The sequence below is a fragment of the Gordonia gummivorans genome (assembly GCF_022513585.1).
Classification (GTDB): Bacteria; Actinomycetota; Actinomycetes; order Mycobacteriales; family Mycobacteriaceae; genus Gordonia.
In genome coordinates this window covers 66,115-92,307 of sequence record NZ_JAKWBF010000014.1, presented here as the reverse complement: position 1 = coordinate 92,307, position 26,193 = coordinate 66,115, and the positions used below count along the sequence as shown (strand labels likewise).

Annotated in this window: 25 protein-coding genes and 1 tRNA gene; 13 read left to right on the top strand and 13 right to left on the bottom strand. The window is 65.2% G+C overall.

The features are described from left to right. Positions 1-2 precede the first annotated feature (2 nt). A complete protein-coding gene (locus MKW15_RS12340) occupies positions 3-845 on the top strand; it encodes a hypothetical protein (RefSeq protein ID WP_240857916.1) in 843 nt (280 codons plus the stop codon). A gap of 116 nt (positions 846-961) precedes the next feature. Here MKW15_RS12340 and MKW15_RS24435 read toward each other — a convergent pair whose 3' ends face one another. Both MKW15_RS24435 and MKW15_RS12335 read right to left on the bottom strand, forming a co-directional pair. Beyond that, positions 962-1,093, bottom strand: coding sequence for a hypothetical protein (locus tag MKW15_RS24435; protein ID WP_276614896.1), 132 nt, complete (start codon positions 1,091-1,093; stop codon positions 962-964). Positions 1,094-1,944: 851 nt separating this feature from the next. Then, positions 1,945-2,694 carry a LysR substrate-binding domain-containing protein gene (locus MKW15_RS12335; protein WP_240857915.1) on the bottom strand — a complete coding sequence of 250 codons (750 nt, stop codon included), beginning with the start codon at positions 2,692-2,694 and terminating at the stop codon, positions 1,945-1,947. Positions 2,695-2,742: 48 nt separating this feature from the next. Between MKW15_RS12335 and MKW15_RS12330 the strand changes: the two genes are divergently transcribed. After that, on the top strand, positions 2,743-3,132 hold the full coding sequence (locus MKW15_RS12330; RefSeq protein ID WP_240857973.1) for a DUF5997 family protein: 390 nt from the start codon (positions 2,743-2,745) through the stop codon (positions 3,130-3,132). A 70-nt stretch (positions 3,133-3,202) separates the two neighbouring features. Here the strand turns inward: MKW15_RS12330 and MKW15_RS12325 are convergent, their stop codons facing one another. From MKW15_RS12325 to MKW15_RS12315, 3 genes are all read right to left on the bottom strand, one after another. Beyond that, complete coding sequence (locus MKW15_RS12325; RefSeq protein ID WP_240857914.1) at positions 3,203-3,913, bottom strand: hypothetical protein; 711 nt, start codon at positions 3,911-3,913, stop codon at positions 3,203-3,205. Positions 3,914-3,925: 12 nt separating this feature from the next. Beyond that, positions 3,926-4,117 carry a hypothetical protein gene (locus tag MKW15_RS12320; protein WP_240857913.1) on the bottom strand — a complete coding sequence of 64 codons (192 nt, stop codon included), beginning with the start codon at positions 4,115-4,117 and terminating at the stop codon, positions 3,926-3,928. Positions 4,118-4,765: 648 nt separating this feature from the next. Continuing rightward, positions 4,766-4,850, bottom strand: a tRNA-Ser gene (locus MKW15_RS12315). 79 nt (positions 4,851-4,929) lie between these two features. Here MKW15_RS12315 and MKW15_RS12310 point away from each other — a divergent pair. After that, complete coding sequence (locus MKW15_RS12310) at positions 4,930-5,904, top strand: NAD(P)H-quinone oxidoreductase (RefSeq protein ID WP_240857912.1); 975 nt, start codon at positions 4,930-4,932, stop codon at positions 5,902-5,904. A gap of 71 nt (positions 5,905-5,975) precedes the next feature. Here MKW15_RS12310 and MKW15_RS12305 read toward each other — a convergent pair whose 3' ends face one another. The 3 genes from MKW15_RS12305 to MKW15_RS12295 all read right to left on the bottom strand — a co-directional run bounded on the left by MKW15_RS12305 (position 5,976) and on the right by MKW15_RS12295 (position 9,537). After that, positions 5,976-7,460: an ICP22 family protein gene (locus MKW15_RS12305; protein WP_240857911.1), complete on the bottom strand. Its 1,485-nt coding sequence runs from the start codon at positions 7,458-7,460 to the stop codon at positions 5,976-5,978. Between the two features lie 338 nt (positions 7,461-7,798). Then, a complete protein-coding gene (locus MKW15_RS12300; RefSeq protein ID WP_240857910.1) occupies positions 7,799-8,269 on the bottom strand; it encodes a MarR family winged helix-turn-helix transcriptional regulator in 471 nt (156 codons plus the stop codon). Between the two features lie 71 nt (positions 8,270-8,340). Continuing rightward, positions 8,341-9,537 (bottom strand): cysteine desulfurase-like protein, encoded by a 1,197-nt coding sequence (locus tag MKW15_RS12295; RefSeq protein WP_240857909.1) that lies wholly within the window; start codon positions 9,535-9,537, stop codon positions 8,341-8,343. Between the two features lie 80 nt (positions 9,538-9,617). On the opposite strand from MKW15_RS12295, the gene MKW15_RS12290 reads away from it, so the two are divergent. The 4 genes from MKW15_RS12290 to glfT1 are packed head-to-tail and all read left to right on the top strand — an operon-like array spanning position 9,618 to position 12,782. Further along, positions 9,618-10,151, top strand: coding sequence for a bacterial proteasome activator family protein (locus tag MKW15_RS12290; protein ID WP_240857965.1), 534 nt, complete (start codon positions 9,618-9,620; stop codon positions 10,149-10,151). Positions 10,152-10,203: 52 nt separating this feature from the next. Further along, positions 10,204-11,070: a galactan export ABC transporter permease subunit Wzm/RfbD gene (gene wzm / locus MKW15_RS12285; protein WP_240857908.1), complete on the top strand. Its 867-nt coding sequence runs from the start codon at positions 10,204-10,206 to the stop codon at positions 11,068-11,070. A gap of 9 nt (positions 11,071-11,079) precedes the next feature. Continuing rightward, entirely contained in the window at positions 11,080-11,883 is an 804-nt protein-coding gene (wzt, locus tag MKW15_RS12280) for a galactan export ABC transporter ATP-binding subunit Wzt/RfbE (protein WP_240857907.1), read from the top strand. Continuing rightward, entirely contained in the window at positions 11,880-12,782 is a 903-nt protein-coding gene (glfT1, locus tag MKW15_RS12275; protein ID WP_240857906.1) for a galactofuranosyltransferase GlfT1, read from the top strand. Before wzt ends, glfT1 begins: the two co-directional genes overlap by 4 nt. A 7-nt stretch (positions 12,783-12,789) precedes the next feature. Here glfT1 and MKW15_RS12270 read toward each other — a convergent pair whose 3' ends face one another. Next, a complete protein-coding gene (locus MKW15_RS12270) occupies positions 12,790-14,211 on the bottom strand; it encodes a DHA2 family efflux MFS transporter permease subunit (protein WP_240857905.1) in 1,422 nt (473 codons plus the stop codon). A gap of 54 nt (positions 14,212-14,265) precedes the next feature. Between MKW15_RS12270 and MKW15_RS12265 the strand changes: the two genes are divergently transcribed. Next, positions 14,266-14,742 carry a winged helix-turn-helix transcriptional regulator gene (locus tag MKW15_RS12265; RefSeq protein WP_240857904.1) on the top strand — a complete coding sequence of 159 codons (477 nt, stop codon included), beginning with the start codon at positions 14,266-14,268 and terminating at the stop codon, positions 14,740-14,742. A gap of 262 nt (positions 14,743-15,004) precedes the next feature. Here the strand turns inward: MKW15_RS12265 and MKW15_RS12260 are convergent, their stop codons facing one another. Beyond that, positions 15,005-15,445 carry a hypothetical protein gene (locus MKW15_RS12260; protein ID WP_240857903.1) on the bottom strand — a complete coding sequence of 147 codons (441 nt, stop codon included), beginning with the start codon at positions 15,443-15,445 and terminating at the stop codon, positions 15,005-15,007. 164 nt (positions 15,446-15,609) lie between these two features. Here MKW15_RS12260 and MKW15_RS12255 point away from each other — a divergent pair, with 164 nt between their 5' ends. The 4 genes from MKW15_RS12255 (at position 15,610) to MKW15_RS12240 (ending at position 21,757) form a co-directional block, all read left to right on the top strand. Next, the gene (locus tag MKW15_RS12255; RefSeq protein WP_240857902.1) at positions 15,610-16,488 is read left to right on the top strand and encodes a TIGR03619 family F420-dependent LLM class oxidoreductase; all 879 of its coding nucleotides are present in this window, start codon (positions 15,610-15,612) and stop codon (positions 16,486-16,488) included. 156 nt (positions 16,489-16,644) lie between these two features. Continuing rightward, positions 16,645-18,180, top strand: coding sequence for an ABC transporter substrate-binding protein (locus MKW15_RS12250; RefSeq protein ID WP_240857901.1), 1,536 nt, complete (start codon positions 16,645-16,647; stop codon positions 18,178-18,180). A gap of 5 nt (positions 18,181-18,185) precedes the next feature. After that, positions 18,186-19,151 carry an ABC transporter permease gene (locus MKW15_RS12245; RefSeq protein WP_240857900.1) on the top strand — a complete coding sequence of 322 codons (966 nt, stop codon included), beginning with the start codon at positions 18,186-18,188 and terminating at the stop codon, positions 19,149-19,151. Next, on the top strand, positions 19,148-21,757 hold the full coding sequence (locus tag MKW15_RS12240; RefSeq protein WP_240857899.1) for a dipeptide ABC transporter ATP-binding protein: 2,610 nt from the start codon (positions 19,148-19,150) through the stop codon (positions 21,755-21,757). The genes MKW15_RS12245 and MKW15_RS12240 overlap by 4 nt, the downstream gene beginning before the upstream one ends. Before the next feature lie 353 nt (positions 21,758-22,110). Here MKW15_RS12240 and MKW15_RS12235 read toward each other — a convergent pair whose 3' ends face one another. From MKW15_RS12235 to MKW15_RS12225, 3 genes are read right to left on the bottom strand one after another with little or no spacing between them, the layout of a single operon-like run. Next, positions 22,111-23,541, bottom strand: a complete 1,431-nt coding sequence (locus MKW15_RS12235) for a phytoene desaturase family protein (RefSeq protein ID WP_240857898.1) — start codon at positions 23,539-23,541, stop codon at positions 22,111-22,113. Positions 23,542-23,550: 9 nt separating this feature from the next. Continuing rightward, a complete protein-coding gene (locus MKW15_RS12230) occupies positions 23,551-24,048 on the bottom strand; it encodes a GtrA family protein (protein WP_240857897.1) in 498 nt (165 codons plus the stop codon). Between the two features lie 9 nt (positions 24,049-24,057). Then, the gene (locus MKW15_RS12225) at positions 24,058-24,888 is read right to left on the bottom strand and encodes an aldo/keto reductase (RefSeq protein ID WP_240857896.1); all 831 of its coding nucleotides are present in this window, start codon (positions 24,886-24,888) and stop codon (positions 24,058-24,060) included. An 88-nt stretch (positions 24,889-24,976) separates the two neighbouring features. On the opposite strand from MKW15_RS12225, the gene MKW15_RS12220 reads away from it, so the two are divergent. Beyond that, positions 24,977-26,176, top strand: coding sequence for an alpha/beta hydrolase family protein (locus MKW15_RS12220; RefSeq protein WP_374247019.1), 1,200 nt, complete (start codon positions 24,977-24,979; stop codon positions 26,174-26,176). Positions 26,177-26,193: the final 17 nt, after the last annotated feature.

Below are 26,193 nucleotides of genomic sequence, written 5' to 3'. Positions count from 1 at the left end.
AGATGACGCAGTCGTGGGGCCCCGGGCCGGGTGACCCGGATTCGGGCTGGCAGCCGATCCCGCCCGGGCCGCCGCACGCGCAGCCGATGCCGCCGCCGGGTCCGCCGGCAGGCCCCTACGGTCCACCCCCTGCCGGGCCCGGGTTCGGTCCGCCGCAGAACCCGGCGCCGTTCGGCGCACCTCCGTCTTTCGGGCCGGCGTTCGGCACCGGGCAGTTCGGGGCTGCACAGTTCGGGGCCCCACCGCCTCCGCGTCGTCGTTCCACCGCACTGATCGTCGGCGTCATCTGCGCCGTCGTCGCTGTCGTATGCCTCACGGCAACCCTTGTCGTGGCGCTCTGGCCGAGCGACGATGGCGACAACCGCACCGAGACACTGCAACTCGCGAGCAACGTGACCATCGAGGTCGACGTTCCGTCCGGCTGGAAGACCGTCAAATCCAACTCGAGTGAGTATCCCGACCGATACCTGCTGACGCCGCGCCGCGAACAGCGCAGCTACACCGAGATCGACCGGCAGTCCGAGGATCTCGACGACAGCGGCTCGACGGTGCAACCGATCACCATCGTCGAACTGTTCACCCTCAACTGCTCGAGCATCAACAGTTCCGCCTTCAAGGACAGCGAGACGGTCGGCGACTGGCGCTACGCCACCGAATCTGTTTCTCGCAACTCGGTTTCGGCGGCGCGGACTCTCGCCTACCGAACTCTCGACAACGGTGTCTGCCTCGCCGCCTTCGGGCTGTCTGCCGCGAAGGACTCATCTGATCTGTCGAACGAGCCGCGATCGTTTGTCCGCAACATCGCCGAGGGCAAGATCATCACGGACGTCACGCAGAGCCGCTGACGGATGGCCATGACAAGGATGACCATGAGGCTCGGGGTTACCCCGCAGGGCACCCGAGTCGCCAGGAACGTCGTTATCCCACTTGCCTTCTCGCTCGTCGCATCACTCGTGGGCTTCTACGTGATCTCGTCCGTCTGGAGTTCGTGCGACTCCCAGCCGAACGAGAATGTCAGCTTTTTGTTCGCGGCAACCGTTGGCGGCCCGGCCATCTTCTTCACCTCGATTCTGGTTCTGTCGATCGCTTCCACGCTCCTCCGAAATGCAACTGCACGGCTTACTACCCGGCGATCACTTCTCTCGCGATCGCGGTTCTGTGGCTCATTCTCTCCCTGGCCGTACCCGTCACGCCACCAGATCCTGTTGCGGCCGAACGATGTCCGAGCGGTGTGCCGGACTGGTGGCCGTGGTATATCCCGGTGGCGAGATCCTGATACGAAGAGTTCGGTGACTAGCGCTCTGACCTGCACATAAGCGTCCACCACCCCACCGCTCGCTGAGGTGCCCGAGGCGCCAGCCGAGGGATGCCTCGAAGGGCAGGCGAACGGGCCACGTCAGCGAGCCACCGGACCACTGAAAGTAGGGGAAGGTTCTTCCCCTACTTTCTGCCCCTGCTTGTTGAGTCGTCCGCGAGAAAATTCGCGGGGAGGACTCCAGGGATAGGGGACGAGTTTCTTCCCCTACTTTTCGTGGATCATCGTCGCAGCGCCGCGCTCCACGGCCCTCTTCCCGCCTCCACGATCGCCGCCGCAGGCGGCGGGTGGGTCGCTGATCCGAAGAGTTGGGTGACCGCCGCGGCCACCTACGGAGATCTGTACCTGGGAACCTGGCCACGTACACAGTGCACTTGGTCGGGTTGAGGGGTACATACATCCGATCGGGGTCGCGGTGCGTTCGGGTGGTCGGACCGGCTCGCCCCGGGAGGTGTCGTCCAAAACGGTCGCCGTGAGGTGTCGCCGAGGGCAATGTGCCCTCGGCGGGCACTGAGGAGGACCGTTTCGGACGCCTTTCCCGGTGGGTCGGAATGCCTTACGCTCGGCGACCACGCTCTTCCCGCCTCCACCATCGCCGCCGTGCGGTGACGTCCGAATTCTGCGGCCAGTTAGCGCGGCCGGCGGGTACGGCTCTTCGATCTTCCGGGCCCAGGTGTTTTGCCGGCCGCTTCCCTCGCGGCTCGTTTGGCCGCTGCCTTCTCTTTGGCCGACCGTTTCGGTGCCGGTTCGGCCGTGCCTCGCGACGAGTTGGGTTTGCGGCCACGGACGATCCCGATGAACTCCTCGGCCAGCTCCGACGTCGGGTCCGGCCACAGCAGGCCGACGCTGCTCGTCGCGACATCGGTGACCGGCCGGTAATCCAGGTCGCGGCGATGGTGCAGTCGGGCGAGCGACTGCGGAACCAGAAGAAGTCCGATGCCGGCGGCCACGAGCTCGATCGCGTCGGCGGTCGTGTCGGGTCGATGCTCGATCGCGGTTCCAGGGCGATCGGTGACGACGAGAGGCTCGTCGAGCGGCCACAGAAGGCTCTCGTCGGCCAGATCTGCCGGTTGCAGTTCCTCGCCCGCGCTGAGCAGGTGATCCTTCGGGATGACGACCACCGTCGTCTCGTCGTAGAGCGTGATGGTGTGGTGCGCGCCGGGGTCGGCGTGGGTGAGCGCGTCGGGCAGTCGGGTGATCGCCATGTCAACGTCTCGATTGCCGATCGCCGCAGCGGTATCGGCAACCTCGGTGGCGACCAATTGCAGCTGCACTTCCGGGTGGCGGTCACCCCAGATGCGTACCCACTTCCCCGGCGTCGTACCTGGCACGTAAGCAACCCGAAAGACAGCGCGGTCGGCATCTGCGGGCTGGCTCACGCGTCGAGGCTACCGCGGGGATACGCTGCGAGGATGAGCTCGCAGTCGATGAAGCCGGCCACCGCCGCCAAGAAGCTGGACGTCTACCTGCCGGCGACACCGGAAGAGTTTCGCGCCGGGCCGATCACTCGAGCGGAACTGGCCGCGCTCCAAGCCGACCCGCCGCAATGGCTGCGCGACCTCCGCGCCAACGGTCCACACCCCAAGAACCTTGTCGCCGCCAAGCTCGGGATCTCGAACTCCGGCTTGATTCGAGGCGAGGTGACCGAAGCCCTGACGACCGAACAGATCAACGCCCTACTCGCCGAGATGCCCGAGTGGCTCGAGGCCGAACGCACCAAACACGTCGAGGTGCTGCGCGAGGAGCGTCGGGTCAAGTCGCTGCACGCGGATCGTCGACGTGACAGCGACGATCGGCCGGACGAGGCTTCTGGCTGATCCCGGCCGAGAACCCGTTGTTTGCCGCGCCCGCTGATGAAGCTCTCGACGCGGGGCGTAGTCTCGGAAGTCACTCCGAAAATACGGTACTTAAGTCGACATCCGCTGGCGGATGATCCCTTAGAGCTTCGATGGCCGTATGAGGGTCCGCCCTCACCGCGGCGCGAAGTTGCTTCACCGCGAATTGCCGCGCACTGTCATCGACCACGCTCTCCCAACCGTTGCGCGGAACCACGAGCCCCTCGCCAATGAGAAATCTGATCAGATCTTCGAGTGTCGGTCTATACCGTCGACCACCGGCAGGAAAATGTAGCTTGGGCAACCCCTTTCGCTGACCGTCGATGGTGGCAATCGACTCCCAATCGTCAGACGTTGCATTGATCTGAATGTGAGACTCAGGGTGGCCATCAGGCTTGTCGCGTTCGTAGTCGATGTGAAACAGCGGTTCGCCGGACTCGCTCGTTGCCACGTACATCACGGAGCTACTGACCATGAGGTACTTCGAATCAGCGTCCGCAGCAAGTCGCATCGAGAACCCCAGCCAAAGGGAAGGCTTGCCAGAAACCCCGACGGGCATTGCGATACGTGACACTGTGCTCTGCGGCGAAATCTTGTACCCGACAATAACTATCGGGCCTTCAGAATCAGTGAACGATGGAACGCCATTCAGTCGCATTCCGTCGCAGATGGTTCCGTTGAGCAGCGTGTTGAAGTCAGCGATCAGAGTGCGAGCGCTTGCGGCGAGTTGATGAGGCAGCCCCTCGCCGCGTGTGGTTGCCACCTGCGGAGATCGCTAGCGATGAACACCACCGACAACAACCCATGCCAGGCGCGCCTTGAAACTGTCGAATGAGCCGGTCCGGGCCTGGGCGGTTAGCTCGTCGAGAGTCAAACCAGCATTCGCGAGAGCGTCAGCAATTGCAGCATCGCGGTCTTCGTCCGTGGCGGCTTCGAGTAAGTCGCACGGCTCGTGCACGGCTGTCATGACTTCACTCCCTGTCTCTGTTCGGATCGTCCAGTACCTACGCCATGAGGCTACAGCCACGCCACGACAACGACACCTAGGTAGGTGGTATCAATGTCAAGATTTGTGATGCAAGGCATAGAATTTGGTCCTCGCTTGACCGCAGTCGTCGCCCGATCCAGCGGGTCACGACGAGCACAAACCGTCCCCACTCCGAACCGTCGAACGCGTATTTCAGGTCACTGGTCACCCGCAACACCTGGTCATAGCACATGGCCACCTTCTCGCCGGCCGCGAGCGCCATTCGGAACGCGAACCGCCGGCCAGCGACGTGCCAGCGCTCCTCGAAACGACGAGCCTGCGCAGCCAGCGCGGCACCGACGCAACCACCACCGGCTCATCCTCGACGTCCAAATCCAGCTTCCCCGGCAACGCAGCGACTTGAGTACGGCACTCCCTCGCCTCGGCCAGCAGTCCGTTCGGCACCGGCTGCCCCTGCGGCCATGACGTTGGACGTATACAGCGACCTGTTCGATGACGACCTCGATGCAGTGGGGATCGCTCTAAATCAGGCTCGATCGTCGGCGAGTGTGGGCAGAAGCGGGTCAGAGCAACACCGCTACCTAGCTGAAAAGCCTGTCACCTGCGTAAACAGGTGACAGGCTCGTGCGGAAGCGGAGGGATTTGAACCCCCGGTGGTTTTACCCACGCTCGCTTTCAAGGCGAGTGCATTCGGCCGCTCTGCCACGCTTCCCTGAGCAGCAAGACTACGGCAGGGGGCCCGAGGCCTCGGTCGCACCCATCGCTGAGCAGCGTGTGACACGATCGACGGGGTGAAGGCCATCGTCGTCGAGTCCGGAAATCTGTCACTTCAGACCATCCCCGATCCCGTCGTGGGCGACGACGAGGTGATCGTCGACGTCGTCGCTGCCGGCGTGAACCGTGCGGACCTGCTCCAACGCAAGGGACTGTATCCGCCGCCACCCGGCGCTCCCGACACACTCGGGTTGGAGGTTTCGGGGCGGATCTCGGCGGTCGGATCAGAGGTGAGCGGCTGGTCGGAGGGCGACGAAGTGTGCGCCCTGCTCGCCGGCGGCGGGTATGCGGAGAAGGTGGCGGTCCCGGCTGCCCAACTCCTGCCGGTACCGGAAGGCGTCGACCTCACCTCGGCGGCCGCTTTGCCGGAGGTGGCGTGCACGGTGGTGTCGAATCTGTTCGGCACCGCACACCTACAGCCGGGTGAATTGGTACTGATCCATGGTGGTTCCAGCGGCATCGGCACCCACGCGATCCAGGTGGCGCATGCGCTGGCCGCACGGGTCGCGGTGACCGCGCGCAGTCAGGCCAAGCTCGCGCGCTGCGACGCACTCGGCGCCGACATCCTCATCGACTACACCCAGCAGAACTTCACCAAATTGGTGAACGAGAGCGGTGGCGCCGACGTCATCCTCGACATCATGGGCGCAAAGTATCTGCGCCCCAACATCGATTGCCTCCGAACGGGTGGGCGTCTCGTCATCATCGGCATGCAGGGCGGAGTGAAAGCCGAACTGCCGATAGGGCTGATGCTCGGCAAACGCCTCTCGATCTACGGCACCACGTTGAGGTCGCGCCCGGTCGGCGGCGTCGGCGGCAAAGCAGAGGTGGTGCGTCAGACGCTCGCAACCACCTGGCCACTGATCGACGCAGGACGAGTGCAGCCCGTGATCGACTCGGTGGTGCCACTCGCCGACGCCGACGCCGCCCACGCCCGACTCGACAGCGGCGAGGCGATCGGAAAGGTCCTTCTGGCGGTCGCTCCGGTCTGACAGCGAGAAGCGCGATCCGTTTGAAGTTGAGCCCGAATTCCGGACTCAACTTCAAACGGATCAATGTCGGATCAGCTGTCGTCGCCGTCGCCACCATTGTCGCCGTTGTCGGCGCTCTGGTTTCCGGCATCCGCGTTTCCGCTCTCGTCACCGGCCTCCGGGCTGCCGCCGTCGGGCTTGCCGGCGTCACCGCTGTTCGGCTTTGCGGCGTCACCACCGTTGGGCTTCCCGGCAGTGTCCTTTTCCGACTTCTCGCCATCACCACCCTTGGGCTTGCCGGCATTGCCCAACTTCGGCTTGGGGATCTCCAGTGCCTTGGGTTTCGCGGCAGCACCACCCTCCGGCTCGCCGGTCGGTTGCCCTTCTGGGTTCCCGACGTTCGTCGTGTTCACGACGGTGTTGGCTGCAGCATCGTCGACCGGGGCGGTCTTCTCGGTATCGGTCTTGTCAGCTTCGGCGTCGGTCGAATCGGGCGCGGCGAAGGTGGACACATTCTCCGAGCTCAGTCGATTGGCGGCCGTATTCACCGGCGTGATCGCTTCGGCGACCTGCTTAAGGTAGTTGTTGATGGTCACAATCGTTCCCGAGGTTGTCGCCGCAATGTTCAGCACCGGACGCAGGATTGAGCCCGTAACACTGATCTCGAGGTTTCCCGCGGGGCTCAGCAGGCCCCCTGCAGCCAAGGTCAAGGCAATGGGCGGGAGCAAAGGAAGCCCGGTATCGATCGTCGTGTCAACGACATCCGCACCGTTGAGCGCCCCGTCGACGATGGTGGGAATGAAGTCGATCAGCGACTGCACCACGTCGCCGAAATCACTGTCGTCGTCATTGACGGCACCGACGAAGTTCTGAATGGCTTCCACCGTCGCCACGACGGTCGCGAGAAGCGGAGAAACGACGCCCAGCGCGAGAGCCGCGACATTCTCGAGAGTGATGGTGCCTAGCGCGTTCACGAAGTTCTGGAACGGCTGCGTCAGCGCCGCGACGACGGCGTCGAAGAGTTCAGACCCTGGCCCCTGAACCAGCGAAACCAGCGGCCCGATCAGAATCTGAGCCGCTTCCTCGATCCCGCCGCCACCGAACAGCGCTTGGATCGCCTGCACTGCGGTGATCGGCAGGGTGATCACGTACCCCGCGCCACCCACGACGATGTCGATCGTCGGACCCGCAACATTCCCGAGGCTGGTGAGGTTGTTGTCGAGGATTTGCGACAGCACCGGCAATGGGTCGGCCGTCAGCACCGGTATCAGATGATCCAGGTTCGCTGACGTGTTCTGAACCAATTCGGTCCACGTGGCCGTCGGGACGATCGCCGGCGATTCGATCCCGACATCGCGGGTCAGCGCCGGCGGGGTGGTCATCGGGCCCAGCGCGAGCGCAGTGACACTCGCAAAGGCGATGGTGGTGGTGGCGATGGGACGGAGAGCTCTTTGCATCGGATTTCCCGATCTATTCGTCGCGTGGCTCATGAAGGAATGGGTATGATCCCAGTCACACACACTAATAATCAGGCGACAACTTTTCTGCAGAATGCAGTAAACGACCAAAATAGGCACGGCTCAAAGAAGCAGCATAAATTGAGCCGAGCCTGCCGGAATTAACAAACCAATGCGCGCATTTCGAGATCCTCAATAGGAAGTCCCACTGATCCAGGGAAGCACCAGTGGCTCCTGAATAATGGGCGCGAACAATCCCGAGCGGCAACAGATTTCCCCGCTCATGAGTGCGCGACCTACGTTTCGGCGTGGCGTGGAGAATATGGACGCTTGACCAAGACTTGTTTTTGTTCGGAAGTCCTCGAACGAGACCCCCAAAAGGGGGACAAGGATTTCTCCGATTTCCGGGACAACGATGCCTGAGTCACATACGATAACTCGGGAAATCGAGAGTCAACTCACTCGCCCGCGCAGCCGGGGATCCCCGCGCGAATTCGGCGGAATACGTCGCCGAGAGCGGTGAATTCCTCCGGAGACAAAACGTCTATGACGTGCCGTCGAATCACGCTGTCACGGACCATCACATGCTCATGCAGCGTGGCTCGGCCCTGCTCCGTCAGGCGCACCAGCCGGTGCCGGCCGTCGCCGTCGGACTTGATCTTCTCGACCTCACCGTCGTCGATGAGCCGGGCAATCTGACGTGACACGGTGCTGACCCGCATGTGGACGGCGTCTGCGAGTTCGCTGATACCGCGATCGGGTGTGTCCTCGAGCGCTTCGAGCAAGCGCATGTCGGCGACGGCCAGTCCCCGCGCACTCATCTCGTCGGTGACGCGCGCCATCAACGCCCAGCCCCCGTCGACGAATGCGCCCCAGGTCTCGACCTCCTGCGGCGTCAGTGCGCGCTGCCGGTCCGTGTCAACATTCATTGTCGTCAACCTAGCGGCCACGATTGCGCAGCGCGAGTCCTTCGGGTCAACCGACCAGATGAACGTGCGTGTCAGCCCAGCGAGCCGAGCGTCCTGACCAGGTGATCAACCTCGTATGGCGTCGAGTACGGGGCCAGACCGATGGTCACCGCGCCACCGAAGTCGTCGACCCCCATCCTGTTCAGCGCTCGACTCGGCAGATCACCCAGCGCGCAGATGCCGTTGTCGGCGAGGCGACGCACCACCTTGTCGGCGCTGACACCCTCGACAGTGAAACTCACCGCCGGTATCCGGTTCTCCTCGGTGCCCACCAGGTTGACCTGATTGAGCTGCTCCAACGTGGTCGTGAGGTAGAACGTCAGACGCTGCAGGTAGTCGTAGACGCCGTCCATCGCGGTTTCCAGCCGACGACGACGTTTGCCGATTCCGTCCTCGTCGAGGCCCGCGAGATGCTCCACCGACGCCACCACCCCGGCCAGCAACGCACCCTGATGCGGTTCGAGTTCCAGACGCGCGGGCCCGGTCGCACGCGGATTCATCGACATCATCCGCAGACGATCGATGGTGTGCGGTTCCCGGAACGCCATCGCCCCCATCCGCGGTCCACCCCAGCGTTCCGCGGAAACCACCAGCACGTCGGCGGCGAGTTCGTGGATGTCGAGCGGAAGATAGGGCGCGGCATTCGTCGCGTCGACGACGAGCAGCGCACCCACCTCGCGAGTCAACGGCGCGATCTCGTTGACGTCGGTGATCGCACCGGTCGTGCCCGACGCCAACGTCACCGCGACGATCTCGGTGTTCTCGTTGATCAGGTCGGGGTACTGCCACACCGGCAGGCCGCCGGTCTCGACGTCGACCTCTGCCCATCGGACACGCGCGCCGAATCGGTCGACGATCCGCAACCAGGGGACGATGTTGGCCTCGTCGTCCTGGCGGCTGACGACAACCTCGCCGCGCAGCCAGGTGTTCGGGGCGATCGCCTCGGCAAACGCGTGCAACAGCGCCGCTCGCGACGGGCCGAGCACCACCCCCGCGGCGTCGGCGGCGAGCAGATCACCGATCGCCCGACGCGCGCCGTCGAGGGCGTCCGCACTCTCCCGGGCCGCCGGATAGGCGTCACCGGGTGCCGACACCAACTGCCGGAATCCCCTCGACACCGCATTCGCGACCGAATCCGGTATTTGCATCCCGGCCTGCGGATCGAAGTGGATCCAGCCGTCACCGAGCGAGGGAAACAAACCACGCACGTGAGCGACGTCGAACGGCATGGGCACAACGATAGACCGCGCGCACAAGTGGCCCTCCGCCTCTTGTGTGAGCCCGCTTTCTGCACAATGGACCCATGATGATGAGCGACGACACAACCCCCGGCCCGTTCGGCGGCACGCCCACCCCCGACGCCGACAATGTCATCATCGTCGGCGGCTCCGACGCGACCGCCGGCAAGGACGACGAGCAGGCCAACATCGCCGACATGGTCGAACAGCCGGCCAAGGTGATGCGGATCGGCACCATGATCAAGCAGCTCCTCGAGGAGGTGCGCGCCGCTCCGCTCGACGACGCGTCACGCGCACGTCTGCGCGAGATCCACGAGTCGTCGATCCGGGAACTCGAAGACGGGCTGGCACCCGAGCTCCGCGAGGAACTCGAGCGGCTGGCCTTGCCGTTCACCGACGACGCCACCCCGTCCGACGCCGAACTGCGCATCGCCCAAGCCCAGCTCGTCGGCTGGCTCGAAGGCCTGTTCCACGGCATCCAGACGGCGCTGTTCGCGCAGCAGATGGCGGCCCGCGCCCAGCTCGAGCAGATGCGTCAGGGCGCGCTGCCGCCCGGGATGACGGCCGGCGGTCCCCACGGACCCAGCACCGGCCAGTACCTCTGAACACCCGGGCGCGCGAGGGTCTGATCTCTACCGGCAAGTACAGTGAGTCCCCGTGTCAGCGGTAGTCGACGACGACGCGATCCCAGCGCGTCCCGAGAGTTCGGATTCACGCACGCTCCGACGTGCGGTGAAGGACCTCCGCGACGGTGTCGACAGCCGCGAACTGTGGTTCCACCTGGGCTGGCAAGACATCAGGCAGCGGTATCGACGGTCGGTTCTCGGGCCGTTGTGGATCACCATCGCGACCGGCGTCACCGCGGTCGCCATGGGGCTGCTCTACGGCGAACTGTTCGGCCAGGACCTGAGCAAATTCTTGCCGTACGTGGCCCTGGGCTTCATCTTCTGGGCCTTCATCGAGAGCTCGATCCTGGAAGGGTCGGAGATCTTCGCCAAGAACGAAGGCCTGATCAAACAGCTTCCGGCACCGGTGAGCGTTCACGTGTACCGCGTGGTGTGGCGGCAGCTGATCATCTTCGCCCACAACGTGGTGATCATCGTGGTGATCTTCATCGTGTTCCCACCGCCGTTCAGTTTCTCGATGCTGCTCGTGATCCCGGCCATGGGTCTGTTCATCCTCAACGCGATCTGGGTCTCGATCGTGTTCGGCATCCTCTCGACCAGGTTCCGGGACATCGGCCAGCTGCTGACGACCGTCGTACGCCTCGTGTTCTTCATGACCCCGATCATCTGGTCGGCGCAGAGCCTGAGCGAGACCACGGCGGGCGACGACTCGTCTCGGCTGCGGATCGTCGAGCTCAACCCGATGTTTCATTACCTCGAGATCTCCCGCGGGGAACTACTCGGGGACAACGTGGAGCTCTATCACTGGATCATCGTGCTCGGGTGCACCGCGGTCGGCTGGGCGATGGCGATGTTCGTGATGCGCAACTACCGCGCCCGCGTGGCGTACTGGGTTTAGGACCTCACCATGGCACCTGACAACAGGGTTCGCGTCGACACCTGGGACGCCTGCGTCGACTTCCCCATCTTCGACGCCAAGACCCGCTCACTGAAGAAGTCCGTGATCGGCGCAGCCGGTGGCGTCATCGGCTCCACCGACTCCGACGTGATCGTGGTGGAGGCGTTGCGCGACATCAACCTCCACCTCAAACACGGCGACCGCGTCGGCCTCGTCGGCCACAACGGTGCCGGCAAGTCGACGCTGCTGCGTTTGCTGTCGGGGATCTACGAGCCCACCCGAGGCGCATGCCGCGTCAACGGACGCGTGGCGCCGGTGTTCGACCTCGGCGTCGGGATGGACCCGGAGATCTCCGGCTACGAGAACATCATCATCCGTGGCATGTTCCTGGGCCTGACCCGCAAGGAGATGCTGAAGAAGATCGACGACATCGCCGAATTCACCGAACTCGGCGATCACCTCGAGATGCCGCTGCGCACCTATTCGACCGGTATGCGGGTGCGCGTCGCGCTCGGGGTGGTGACGTCGATCGACCCGGAGATCCTGATCCTCGACGAGGGCATCGGCGCGGTCGACGCGGACTTCATGAAGAAGGCGCGGGCACGGCTGCAGGCGCTTGTCGAGCGGTCGGGCATCCTCGTGTTCGCCAGCCACTCCAATGAATTCCTCGCGCAGCTCTGCGACCGCGCACTCTGGATCGACCACGGTCAGATCAAGATGGAGGGCGGCATCGAAGAGGTGGTCGGGGCGTACGAGGGACCCAAGGCCGCCGAGCACGTCCGCAAGGTTCTGGCCAACCTGGACAAGTCATGACCGACGATGCGCGGGTGGTCGCGGTGGTGGTGACCCACCGTCGAGTCGAGTTGCTCGCCGAATCACTGAAGGTGGTGAGCGGACAGGAGCGCGCCGTCGATCACCTGATCGTCATCGACAACGATGATGACGATGCTGTGGCGAAACTTGTTGCCGCACAGCCTGTCCCGACGACCTACCTGGGATCGCAGCGCAACCTCGGCGGAGCCGGCGGCTTCGCCCTCGGCATGCTGCACGCCCTGGCATTGGGCGCCGACTGGGTGTGGTGCGCCGACGACGACGGCCGCCCCGACGGCACACAGGTTCTCGGCACGCTGTTGGACTGTGCCGCACGGCATCAGCTCGACGAGGTGTCACCGGTGGTCGCCAACATCGACGACCCCGACACCCTCGCGTTCCCGCTCCGTCGCGGCCTCGTGTGGCGCCGCAAGCGCTCGGAACTGTTCCTCGACGACGACTCCGACCTCCTGCCCGGCATTGCCTCGCTCTTCAACGGTGCGCTGTTCTCCGCGTCGTGCCTCGAGCAAGTCGGCGTGCCGGATCTGCGACTGTTCTTCCGCGGGGACGAGGTTGAGGTGCACCGACGGCTCGTCCGTTCGGGCGCGCGCTTCGGCACCTGCCTGCGCGCCGGCTACCTCCACCCCGACGGGTCGGCGGAGTTCCGGCCCATCCTCGGTGGCCGGATGCACACCCAGTACCCCGACAACGCCGTCAAGCGGTTCTTCACCTACCGCAACCGCGGCTACCTGATGAGCCAACCCGGCATGCGCAAACTCATCCCACAGGAATACGCCCGATTCGGTTGGTACTTCCTTGTGCAGCAACGCGATCCGAAAGGTTTCGCCGAGTGGGTCCGGCTGCGCAGGCTGGGCCGGTCCGAGAAGTTCAGTCGCCCATAACCGCACCTCAGCCAGCGGGTGGGGTGGAAGGAGTCTTCGGCGGCGTCATGCCCAGTGCGGCAACCGCTCCCGCGACCGCCACCACGGCAAGAACCCACCACGCCTCCTGAAAGGCGTTGTGCGCGGCGGCGTATCCGATCGGCGTGCCCAGGATCGCGACCAACAGGCTGACGCCGAGCGCCATGCCGATCTGGCGGCTCATGTTGACCACGGCACTTCCTGTCGCCGCCTGATGCGCGGGAAGGTCCGCAGTCGCCGACGACAGGATCGACGGCAGCGCCAGCCCGACCCCGATGCCACCGATCAGCCACCCGGGCAGGATCTCCGTCGCGTAATCCGGCGTCGAATCCACCGACAACGCGATCAGCACACCGCCCAATCCGAACAGGACACAACCCGCAGAAACGATGACACCCACCGGGATTCGTGCGCTGAGTCGGTGCGCCACCGCGGCAAAGATCGGCACCATGAGCGGACCGGTCGACACGGCGAAGCCGGTCTTGATCGCCGAGTATCCCCAGACCTGTTGCAGCCACAGGATGTTGGCGAGAAGTGCACCGGCGAACGGAATGGCGAACAGTACCGCGGTGAGGTTCGAGAAGGCGAACGAGCGCACTCGCAACAGAGCCGGGTCGATCACCGGTACCCGATGCCGGGTGGAACTGACGATGAACCCTGCCAACGCGACCGCTGCCACAATCCAAGCGCCGACGATCCTTGGGTCGGTCCACCCCCAATCGGGCCCCTCGACGAGCCCGAGGGTCAGTGCCGCGATGGCGACGGCCAGCAGCCCGGCACCCAAGAGGTCGGGAATCTGCGCATCGGTTTCGTCAACCGATCGTGAGATCACCACGGCACCCGCGATGAGGGCCGCGACCCCGACCGGCACGTTGACGAGGAACACCCACCGCCACGATGCCTCGACGAGCAGACCACCGACCGCGGGCCCAAGTGCTGCGGCCAGCGCTCCGGTGGCGGCCCAGATACGCACCGACCGGGCGCGCACCGCGGCCGGCATCGTCGACACCACGAGCCCGAGGCTGGCCGGTGTCAGGATCGCCGCTCCGACCGCCTGTAGCACCCGGAACGCCACCAACCACCAAATCCCCTGGGCAAGAGCACAAGCCGCACTCGCGACGGTGAACAGCGCGAGGCCGACGAGGAACGCTCCCTTGCGACCGTAACGATCGGCGATTCGGCCCGCCGGGACCAGCAGTGCGGCGTAGACGATCGTGTACGCGTTGAGGACCCAGGACAACTCGGCCAGGCCGGTCCCCGGGAAATCGCGACCGATGTCGTCGAACGCGACGTTGACGATGAAGACGTCGAGGCTGGCCATGAAGGCCGCCAGCGACAGCACCAGCAACACGATGCCGGGCCGATGCGGCGCGGACGCCGATGTTCTGACTCGATCAGTGAGTTCCGTCATGAAACTCATGAGATCAGACTTGAGTTGCTTCACGCAACCCTCTAGTCTGAACTCATGCGCCGCGCTTCCTTCGCCGACATGAACTGTTCGGTCGCCCAGAGCCTCGAGATCATCGGCGAATGGTGGACCCTGCTGATCATCCGCGACGCCTTCTTCGGCGTGACGCGCTTCGACGCGTTCTCCGAGCGCCTCGGAATTGCCCGAAACGTGTTGACCCAGCGCCTGGAGACCCTCGTCGAACACGGCGTGCTCACCAAAGAGCCTTACCAGGACAAGCCCGTGCGCTACGACTACCGGCTCACCGAGAAGGGCCGAGATCTGTGGACCGTACTCACCGCGCTACGGCAGTGGGGCGACAAATGGGCGGCACCCGACGGCGCTCCGGTGGTCGCCAGGCACCGCGACTGCGGGCAGATCACGACCATCGAGCCGGTGTGCTCCGAATGCGGCGAACCCGTCACCCGAGCGTCGCTCTCACTCCACCAGGGCCCCGGTGCCGGGGTGAACAGCCTACTGCCCGTGCGGGATTGACAACCTCGGTCGTCGGCGATCGGAGACGCGGGAAGATCGCGGGCTCCTCAAAGAAGCCTCACGTGTCGCCAAAGTCCCTACCGCACAAGAAAGTAGGGGAAGAGTTTCTTCCCCTACCCTTGGTGTCCTCCCCGAGAAGTTTCTGGCGGAAGACACCAAACCCCGGGGAAGAAACTTCCTCCCCTACTTTCAGCGGCACCCGGCAGCTTGTCGACCTGCCGGCGCCACCTCACCCGTCCTTCGAGGCACCGAACTCGTCGAGTCAGACTGCGATGCATGAACTTCCGGTGTTCACGCCGAGCCGCACATCGACAATCATGCTCCGGGCGGTGATGCGCCGGCCATCCGGGGAGGAGCTCTGCCCCGCGCTGATCCGGTACCGACCGGGCGACGGCGGCGTCCACCAGACGGTCACCTTCGTCGCCTCCGGCGGCGGGACCTGGTTGTAGAGAGTCGCAGCACGGGTTCCGACCCGACCGGCCAACACCACGGTCTTGCCCGACTTCGGCGTGATTCTTGCCTCGATGACGTACGTGCACCCGGCCCCGTAACCGGTTCCCACCGAACCGAAGCCGGACGGATTGACGATTCGTGGACCGCTCACCACTGCAGCGTCCGCCGGCGCGGCGTACACAGCTGCCGTCACCACCGTCGACACAGCAGCGGCCCCGAGGAGAATCCGTCGGACGAACAAACCAGTCATGACTTCCTCCCGACCTAAGGCAACCCCGATGTCGCCTCTTTCACTTCCCCGCGAACATATATGAAATATTCAACCGTCCGAGGTGAAACCGGAAACCGAACAGGACTACCCCGAAATTAGAACGTGTTCTACCCTCGGGTGAGACGTCCGACCCGAGGAGCACGATGCGGTTCACCTTCGCCGAGGCCATGACCGACCCCGCCTACTATGCGCCGCTGGCGCAGGCCGCCGAACAGGCCGGATACGCCGGGTTCACCATTCCCGACTCGCTGGCCTACCCGGCGGAGTCCGATGCGACCTATCCCTACACACCTGACGGCAACCGGGAGTTCTTGGACGGCAAGTCCTTCATCGAGACCTTCATCCAGGCGGCTGCACTGGGCGCGGTCACCTCGACCATCCGCTTCACCCCGTTTGTCCTCAAGCTCCCCGTCCGGCCACCGGCGCTGGTGGCAAAGCAGGCCAGTTCGGTCGCCTATCTCACCGGAAACCGCCTCGCCCTGGGCGTCGGCACCAGCCCGTGGCCGGAGGACTACGACTTCATGGGTGTCGACTTCCGGCGACGCGGCAAACGCATGGACGAGTGCATGGACATCATCCGCGGCCTGACCAGCGGCGAGTACTTCGAATTCCACGGCGAGTTCTACGACATCCCCAAGATCAAGATGACCCCCGCACCCACCGAGCCGATCCCGCTGCTGGTGGGCGGGCATGCCGACGCCGCACTGCGACGCGCCGTGGTTCGCGGCGACGGCTGGATGCACGGTGGCGGGCCGGGCGAGGAACTCGATGCCTTGCTCGAGAAGATCGCCGACATCCGCAAGGCCGAGGGCAAGACCAACGACCCCTTCGAGATCCATGTGATCTCGCTGGATGCCTACAGTGTCGACGGATGCAAACGCCTCGCAGACAAGGGAATAACCGATGTCATCGTCGGCTTCCGCATGCCCTACATCATGGGTGACGACACCGAACCCCTGCAGAAGAAGATCGACCATCTGAACTGGTACGCCGACAACGTGATTGCCAAGGTCAACGGCTGAATTCCTTTCCTGACAACCGCCTTCGACGCCGGTCGGGTGGTTGCGGGCATACCCTTCCTGGGGCAGACTGCAAGTACGGAACATTCAGGTCTGAGGGCGGGAAGGATTGCTCTGACCGGTCCCATCGGACCCCAGTCATCGACACCTTCAGCCGCGTTGAGCCGACGCCGCTTCCTCACGGCCGTCGGCGCGCTCGGCGTGGGCCTTCTGGGCACTTCCGCGCTAAGCGCCTGTGGCAGTGGCAGTTCCGACGGCAATACCATACGCGCCGCGATCGCCGGTGAACCCGATCAGCTCGATCCGCACAAGTCGAGTTCCTATTTCACCTTTCAGGTACTCGAGAACGTCTTCGACACCCTGGTCGAACCGGACGAGCACCTCGTCATGCGTCCCGCCCTTGCCGAGAGCTGGACCGTCAGCGCGGACAACCGGGTCTGGACCTTCACGCTCCGACCGGGATTGCGGTTCCACAACGGCGATCCGTGTGCAGCGGCCGACGTCGTCTACTCCTACCGCCGCATCATCGACGAAGAACTCTCCAACGCCTGGAAACTCGAGGCCATCGATCAGATCGTCGCCGTCGACGACCGTCAGGTGCGGATAAGCGTCGCAAAGCCGACACCTAATCTGCTCACCAACCTCGGTGGGTTCAAAGGGTTGGCAATCGTCAACCGCCGCAACGTGGAATCGGGCGAGATCGCGACGCGGCCGGTGGGGACCGGACCATTCTCCTTCGTGTCGCGGTCCCCGGGCGCCTCCATCGTGATCAAGGCCAACCCCGACCATTGGGCCGGGCCACCCGCCGTCGACGGCGTCAACTTCAGCTTCATCTCCCAGGGCACCACCGCGGTCTCCGCCCTGCGTTCCGGCGAGATCGACTGGACCGACGCCATGCCCGCGCAACAGCTGAGCATCCTCTCCGGCGACGACTCGCTGAATGTCGGAACCGTGACGGCCAACGACTACTGGTATCTGACGATGAACTTCGCACGACGCCCGTTCGGCGACACCAGAGTTCGCCAAGCGGTGGCCTACGCGATCGACCGGGAGTCGATAGCCCAGGTGGTCGGGTACGGCACCGCCAAACCCAACGAACTCGCCATCCCGACCACCAGTCCGTGGTTCTGGAACTTCGACCGCTTCACCGCCGGCCTCGACCGCTCCGCTGCCAACGACAAGGCCAAAGCACTTCTGCGGCAGGCCGACGCGACCTCTCTCGACATGGGGCTGATGGTCACCACCGAGTACCCGGAGACCGTCACCGCCGCGCAGGTGATCGCATCCAACCTCGACGACGTCGGCATCGGTGTGACAATCGAGCAACTCGATTTCGGTGCGTGGCTCGACAAGCAGAACGCAGGCGACTTCGACGCCCTCATGCTGGGCTGGCTGGGCAACCTCGACCCCGACGATTTCTATTACGCACAACATCATTCGAGCGGCGAGTCCAATGCCCAGAAGTACAAGAACCCCACCGTCGACCGCCTTCTCGACGCCGGCCGAACCGAACTCGACATGGTCAGACGCAAGGACATCTACGGGGCTGCCGCCACTGCGATCGCCGACGACGTGAGCTACCTCTACCTGTATAACCCGTCGGCGAATCAGGCATACACGACACAGCTTCTCGGCTACGTCGTCCGCTCCGACAAGGCCGTCCGCTTCCGCACCGCGCGGCTGGAGAGGAGCTGACAACGATGACGTTCCTGCATTCTCCGTTGTTGCGGTTCATCGTGATCCGACTTCTCTACACCGCGGCAGTGTTGCTCGGGGTCATGGTCGCGGTGTTCCTGCTGATTCAGGTGGTCCCCGGCGACCCGGTCCGGATCGCGCTCGGCACGCGGTACACGCCCGAGTCGTACGACGCTCTACGCAGCGCGTCGGGGCTCGACCAGCCCCCGCTCACGCAGTTGTTCCACTACATCGGCAACGCGTTCACAGGTGACCTGGGCGTGAGTTTCCGTAACGGAGAATCGGTGACGACGCTCCTGCTCGACCGCCTGCCCGCAACGATCTCGCTGGCCTTGGCCGCGATCGTCGTCGCGCTCGTGATCGCCATCCCCCTCGGTTCGTGGGCAGCGCTGCGCGAGGGCCGCGCCGCCGACAACGTCATCCGCGTGGTCAGCCAGGTCGGCATCTCGGTGCCCGACTTCTGGATGGGCATCCTGCTCATCGGCCTCTTCTCGACCGCACTGGGGTGGTTGCCGTCGGCCGGGTACTCGCCGCTCGCCGATGGCCTCGGCGGTTGGCTGGAACACCTTGTGTTGCCCGCCATCACGGTGGGCATCGTCACCGGCGCGATCATGACGCGCTACGTCCGCTCGTCGGTGCTGGACGTCGTCAACGCGCCCTACGTCACGACGGCCGAATCGAAAGGACTGGGCCGCAGCCGTATTCTGCTGTCCCACGTCGGTCGCAACGCACTCGTGCCGGTGCTGACGATCTCCGGTATTCAGTTCGCCGCGCTCCTCGGTGGTGTCATCGTGGTCGAGGTGGTGTTCGCCTGGCCGGGTTTGGGCCTGCTCGTCTACGATTCGGTCGCCGCCCGCGACTATCCGGTTCTGCAGGGCGCAATCCTCCTGATCGCCGTCATCTTCCTCATCGTCAACCTCATCGTCGACATTCTCTACGCCGTCATCGACCCGAGGATTCGACTGTCATGACCGTCCAGCCCGCACCACCGGAAACCAGCACCACCGGCGATCTCTCCACGGACACCGCGTGGCGGCTGCTGCTACGCAACCGAGGGTCGCTCGTCGGCCTGGTGATCATTGCGATCGTGATCGTCTGTGCCGTCGCCGGAGGACTCATCGCACCGTACGGCCCCAACGAGATCGACGTTCCCAACGCCCTGGCGGCACCGTCGTGGTCGCACCTGTTCGGCACCGACGATCTGGGCCGCGACGTGTTCTCGCGAGTGGTCTTGGCGGCGTCGGTCAGCATGCGTGTTGCGATTGTGGCGGTGGCGATCTCGCTGCTCGTCGGGGTGTTCGTGGGCATGCTCGCCGGGTTCCGCGGCGGAGCCCTGGACACCGTGCTGATGCGCATCGTCGACGTGCTGTTCTCGTTCCCGGTGATGCTGCTCGCCCTCGCGATCGTCGCGATCCTGGGGCCCGGCGTGACGTCGGCGATGATCGCGATCGGCATCGTCTACATCCCGATCTTTGCGCGCGTCGCACGCGCCGATACCCTGCGGGTGCGGCAAACCCAGTATGTGATGGCGGCTCGCACCATGGGCGTGCCCACCTCTCGGGTACTCATCGGCCATGTGCTGCCGAACATCTCGGGCCCCGTCATCGTCCAGACCTCCATCTCACTGGCGTTCGCGATCCTGTCGGAGGCGGCGCTCTCGTTCCTCGGGCTCGGCGTCCAGCCGCCCGATCCGTCCTGGGGCCGCATGCTCTACGACGCACAGGGGTTCATCACCACCGCCTGGTGGATGGGCGTGTTCCCCGGTCTGGCAATCCTGTTCACGGTGCTGGCCTTCAATCTCATCGGAGACGGGGTCCGCGACGTCCTCGACCCACGCCAACGAACCCTGTTGCGTAACCGCGGCAAGGCGCCGCGGCAGGCACCGATCGCCGTGCACAAGACGGTCGCACCAGCGGTTCGTGAGCGGCCGAAAGAAGGCACCCCGATCCTCATCGTCGACGATCTCACCGTGGGCGTCGGCCCTCGAGAGATCGTGCACGGCATCGGATTCACGGTCACCGCAGGCAAGACGCTGGGAATCGTCGGCGAGAGCGGCTCGGGCAAATCGCTGAGCGTACTGTCGGCGACCGGTCTGTTCGACGCACCCAGCTCGTATGTGACCGGTTCGGCCCACATCGGTGACACGGAGATCGTCGGGGCATCGGCCTCGACGCTGCGAGCCGTGCACGGCTCACGGGTCGGGTTCGTGTTCCAGGACCCGTCGTCGAGCCTGAATCCCTTGCTCACCATCGAAGAACAACTCACCGAGGGACCTCGACGCCACCTCGGACTCAATCGCGAGCAAGCGCGAGAGCGCGCCCTTTCGCTGTTGCGGGACGTCAACCTGCCCAACCCGGAATCGCGTCTACATTCCTACCCGCACCAGTTGTCCGGTGGGCAGCGCCAGCGGGTGATGATCGCCGTCGCACTCGCCTGCGACCCCGACATCCTCGTCGCCGACGAGGCCACCACTGCTCTCGACGTCACCACCCAGGCGCAGATCATCGACCTGGTGGCGCAGTTGCAACGGGAACGCGGCATGGCGGTGGTGTGGATCAGCCACGACCTCGGTGTCATCGGCCGCATCGCCGACGATGTGCTGGTGATGCGCGAGGGCCAGGTTGTCGAAACCGGTTCTGTTGCCGAGATATTCGCGAACCCGCAGGATGACTACACCCGCACACTGCTGGAGTCTCGGCCGCTGCTGCGCGACGTAGCCGAGCGTAAGCCACCGCCGGCGAAAGATTCTTCGGACACCGAGCCGCTCGTCCAGGTCCATGGACTCGGCGTCGACTACACCGTCCGGGGCGCCGCCGGCCGCGAGACGGTGCACGCCATCACCGACGTCGACCTCAACGTGATGCGCGGCACGACGCTCGGTATCGTCGGCGAGTCGGGGTCGGGAAAATCCACCGTGGCAGGTATTCTCACCGGGCTGATCGAGGCCGGTCGCGGCACACGGCTGACCGGCAGCGCCGTGGTGAACGTGGAGAGGACGGCGATCGACGCGGTCGGCGCGCGAGGTTCGGAGGCCGCCACACTGCGACGACGAGTCGCGATGGTGTTCCAGGACCCGGCCGCCTCCCTCGATCCGCGGATGACCGCGGCAGCTTCCATCGCCGAACCGCTCCGCACCCATCGCCTGGCGACGGGACGTGATGAAATCCGTTCGCGTGCGGAGGAACTGATGTCCGACGTCAGTCTCGAAACCTCGTTTCTTGCCCGGTACCCGCATGAGATGTCCGGCGGTCAACGCCAACGCGTCTGTCTCGCACGCGCTCTCGCTGCCGACCCCGAGATCCTGATCCTCGACGAATCCACCGCGTCGCTCGACGTCTCGGTTCAGGCCAACGTCCTCGACCTCCTCGCCGAACTCCAGCGCGAGAAGGGCCTCACCTACCTGTTCATCGCGCACGACCTCGCCGTGGTCGAGCAGATCAGCGACACGGTCGCGGTGATGCGCAACGGCCGGGTCGTGGAGAGCGGCCCCGCCGCCGACATCCTGCACAACCCCGAAACCGACTACACCCGAATGCTTCTCGACGCGGTTCCGCCGGAAGCGCCCAGTCGGGCGTGATTCGCCGCCGAACGTGAAACCCTGCGCCCGCCACACCGCTGCCTGAGGTGTGAGGAGCGCAAGCCGCCGGGCTGAGGAGCCCCGTGCGAGGCACGAGCATGGAGCGTCTCGGAGTCGACGAGCCTCGAAGGCCTACGCGACGTCAACTCGCCAGCCCTTCGAGGCTCTCGGCTAGCGCCTCGAGCACCTCAGGGAGCGGTAGAGGCGAGCAACGGAGCGCCTGGGTCAGGGAGCGGTAGAGGCGCGCCAACGGAGCGCCTGGGTCAGGGAGCGGTAGAGGCGCGCCAACGGAGCGCCTGGGTCAGGGAGCGGTAGAGGCGCGCCAACGGAGCGCCTGGGCAGTGTTGACTAGCTCAGCGCGAGAGATACCGGATCGCCGCCTGGGCGGCGCGATATCCGCACATGCCGTGAACGCCGCCGCCTGGCGGGGTGGCCGACGAGCACAGGTAGACACCTCCGACGCCGGTCGAGTATGGGTTGGGTGACAGTCGGGGCCGGGAGAGCAAGTGGCGCAAGTCGTTTCGACCACCGCCGATGTCACCGTCGACAAAGTTGGCGTTGCCGCGTTCCAGGTCTCGTGGCGAGGTGGTCACCGAGGCGATGATGCGATCCCGGAAGCCCGGGGCGAAGCGTTCGATCTGCGCGGTGACGGCCTCTGTCGCATCGTGCGGATAACCCTGCGGGACATGCGCATACGCCCACAACGGTTTCTCGGTACCCGGTGCCCGGGTGGGATCGGCGAGCCACTGCTGTCCGACGAGGACGAACGGGCGCTCCGGCATCCGCCCGGCCACCACTTCCCCTTCCGCGGCGACGATCTCCTCGATCCGTCCGCCGAGATGGACGGTGCCTGCGCGGGCACAGTCGGGATTGGTCCAGCCGACCTCACCGTCGATGAGGTAGTCGACCTTGAAGGCTGCCGGCCCGGGACGGTGGCGTCGGTATCGGCGAAACATTCCCGGCGACAACCGCTCTCCCAGTATCCCGATGGCCGCGACCGGCATCACGTCGAGCAGCACGACGTCGGGTGCGCCGAGATCGTCGATGTCGGTGACCGTCTGGCCGGTCGTGATCGATCCACCGGCGTCGATCAGAGCGGCAGCCAACGCGGTGGTGATGGTCGCCGATCCGCCCTGCGCCACCGGCCACCCGTGGCTGTGGCCGGCGGCGAGCAGCATCAGTCCGGCCGCCGACGAACCGGGCCGGTCCAGGCGGGTGAACGCGTGCGCGGCGACACCGCCGAACAGGGCGCGGGCTTCCTGGGAGCCAAACACCCGCGCCAGCATCGTCGCGGGATACAACGCGTGATGTCCGAACTCGGCCATGCGGATCGGGTGCTGCGGCATCCGCAGGATCGGTCCGAGGATGTCGTCGGCCAGGTCGTCGAAATCGGTTGCCACCGAACCGACGACGTCGCGCCACACGTCGCCATCGGCGCCCATGCCAGAGGCCGTCTCGGCGACCGATCGCCGCAGGACGGCGGCCCGCCCACCGTCGAGGGGGTGGGCGCAGTCGATCTCGGGCCAGCGCCAGCGCAGGCCGAACTCCTCGAGACCGAGCATGCCGAACGCCGGCGACCCGGCGCCGAGCGGGTGAAAGGCCGAACAATGGTCGTGCAGGACACCCGGCCGGAGCAGTTCGCTCGAGCGCGTGCCGCCGCCGATGGTGTCGGCCGCCTCGATAACCTCGACCGCGCACCCCGCACGGGCCAGCGCAAGAGCGGCCGTCAGACCATTGGGTCCGCTGCCGACGACCACCGCGGTGGCCCCACTACCGACGACCATCGGCCCACCTCACCTGATCTTGAAGATGACCAGCCGTTGGACGACGAAGTTGATCACCGTCGCCGTGCCCTGGGCGATGACGTAGGCGATGAAGCTGTAGAGCAGAGTCTCCGGCCACGCGTGCGACAGCACTGTGTACAGGCCGACGTTGACGAAGAAGGTCACGCCGTACAGCGCAACCACCGAGATGAAACGCAACGTTCTGGGTTCGGCCTCGAAGGTCCAGCGTCGATTCAGCAGATACGCCGTGGTGGTGCCCAGGATGAAGCCGAAGGATTTCGCGATCCAGAAATCCGCTCCGACCACGTACTGAAGGAAAATCGTCAACCCGAAGTCGAGCACCCCGGAACCGGCGCCGGTGATGATGAACCGGATCATCTGGGTCTTCAGATCGACGTTGGTCGACGCCTCACCGTCGTCGAAGGGCAGTTCGATCGGGGTCAGCGCATGACGCGTCTCGAAATCGTCATGGTCCGGCTGCGTCGGGTCGGATTCTGGTCGTGACACGGTCTCAGCCTAGAACTCCTCTTCGACGTCCGAGTCACGGGCGGCTCGCTCGCCTCGATCCAGCGCGGTGAGGTCGGCGAGATCTTCGGAATCGAAATCGAAGTCGAAGAGGTCGAGGTTCTCGAGTTGTCGGCCAGTATGCGACGACTTGGGCACCACACCGATGCCGTGCTGAACCGCCCACCGCAACGCGATCTGCGTCGGCGACTTGCCGAACCGGCGCGCCAGACGCAGCACCCCCGGTTCGGCGAGCATGTGCTCCTTGCGTCCGGTGGGATGCCAGGCCTGGGCGTGGATGCCGTGCTCGGACATGAAGGCGCGCAGCTCGGTGCGCGCGATCGCCGGTGAGCACTGGATCTGGTTGAGCGCAGGCCAGCGACCGGTCTCGTCGTAGAGCATCTGCAAGTGGTGCTGTTTGAAGTTCGACACCCCGGGAACGCGGATGAATCCCTCGTCGGCCAGGGTCAACAGCGCTTTCCACGATTCGACGGTGCGCCCGAGACTCGGGCAGGGCCAATGGATCAGGTACACGTCGATGTGCCGGACGCCGAGCCTGCGCGCACTCTCCTTGGCGGCGTTGATCGCCTCGTCGAAACCCTGGTCGCCGCCCCCGAGCTTGGTCTGGACGACGACGTCGGTGCGGGATATCCCCGACTCCCGCAACCCCATTCCGACGCTCATCTCGTTGCTGTAGCGGCTCGCGGTGTCGAGCAACCGGTATCCCGCACGGAGACCGCTCGACACCGCATCCGCACACGGCTGGCCGAGCATGTCGTAGGTGCCGAGACCGACGAGCGGAATCGCGAACCCGTTGTTCAACTCCACGGTGGGAATGTCCACGTCAACAGGATATTCTCGCGGGCCATCCCAGGGACTGGAATGTCGGTTACCCGTTTGTGCGAACGACGGCACGGCTATCGTCTCGACCATGCGCCGCCCACGTCTTCGAATGTTGTCCGCCTTGATGGTTGCCCTCACTGCGATCGTGATCTCGGCAGTCGGTCCGGCCACCGCCGAAGACGCGGCGGCCCAGCGTGCGCCGGTGTGGTCGGGGCTCGACGCGCGCACATATCCCGGACCCATCCCCGTGCCGGGGACGCTGATCCGGCAGGTGCCGCTGGATCGGTCGGTCACGTTGCCCGCGGCCGGTCGGGCCTACCGAATCCTGTACGCCACCCGCGACATCCGGAACCGGCCGGCCGTGAGCACCGCCGCGGTGTTCCTGCCGAAGTCGCCGCCCCCACCCGGTGGTTATCCGGTGCTCGCGTGGGCGCACGGGACCGTGGGTCTCGGCGACGATTGCACACCGTCCGCACAGCCCCGTATCGCCCGCGACACGCGCTACCTTGGGCATTGGCTCCACCAGGGCTACGCGATCGTCGCCACCGATTACGCCGGCCTCGGGACACCCGGTCTGATGAGCTACCTCAACGGCAAGGCGGAGGCGCACGCAATCGTCGACTCGGTGATCGCGGCCCACCAGATGGGTCTGCCGTTGGCTCGGAAGTGGGCCATCATCGGCCAATCGCAGGGTGCGGGTGCGGCTCTCGCCGGCGCCCGGGACGCCAATCGCCTGTCGGCAGGACGCGCGCTCGACTACCGCGGCGTCGTCGCAACCGGGACGCCGGCCAACATCGAGCAGGTGATCGCGCTGGCCGGCCCGTTCCCGGCCACGCTCCCGCCGTCGCTCACTGCCTATGTCAGTTATGTGTGGGCCGGTTTCAGCGACGCCCGGCCCGACCTCCGACCACTCTCGGTCCTCACTCCCGAGGGTCGACGCATCGTCGCGTTGGCCCGCACGACCTGCTATCAGTCGCTGAAGCCGTTGGTGCGCGGAAAGTCGTTGCGGGACATCTTCTCTGCCCCCGTATCGTCGATTCCCGGCGCGCGTGCGGCGCTGGCCGAGTACATGGGGACGCCGTACTCCGGGTTCGATCGTCCGATCTTCCTGGGGCAGGGACTGCGCGACGTCGACGTGCCGGCTCCATCGGCGTTGTCGCTCTACGCGCAGATGCGCGCGGCGGGCCAACCGGTGGAGTTGCACGTGTACCCCGACCAGGATCACTCGGGCACGGTGATCGCGTCGATGCGCGACTCGACGCCATTCCTGGCGCGCATCATGCGCTGAATCGCAGCAAACCCGCG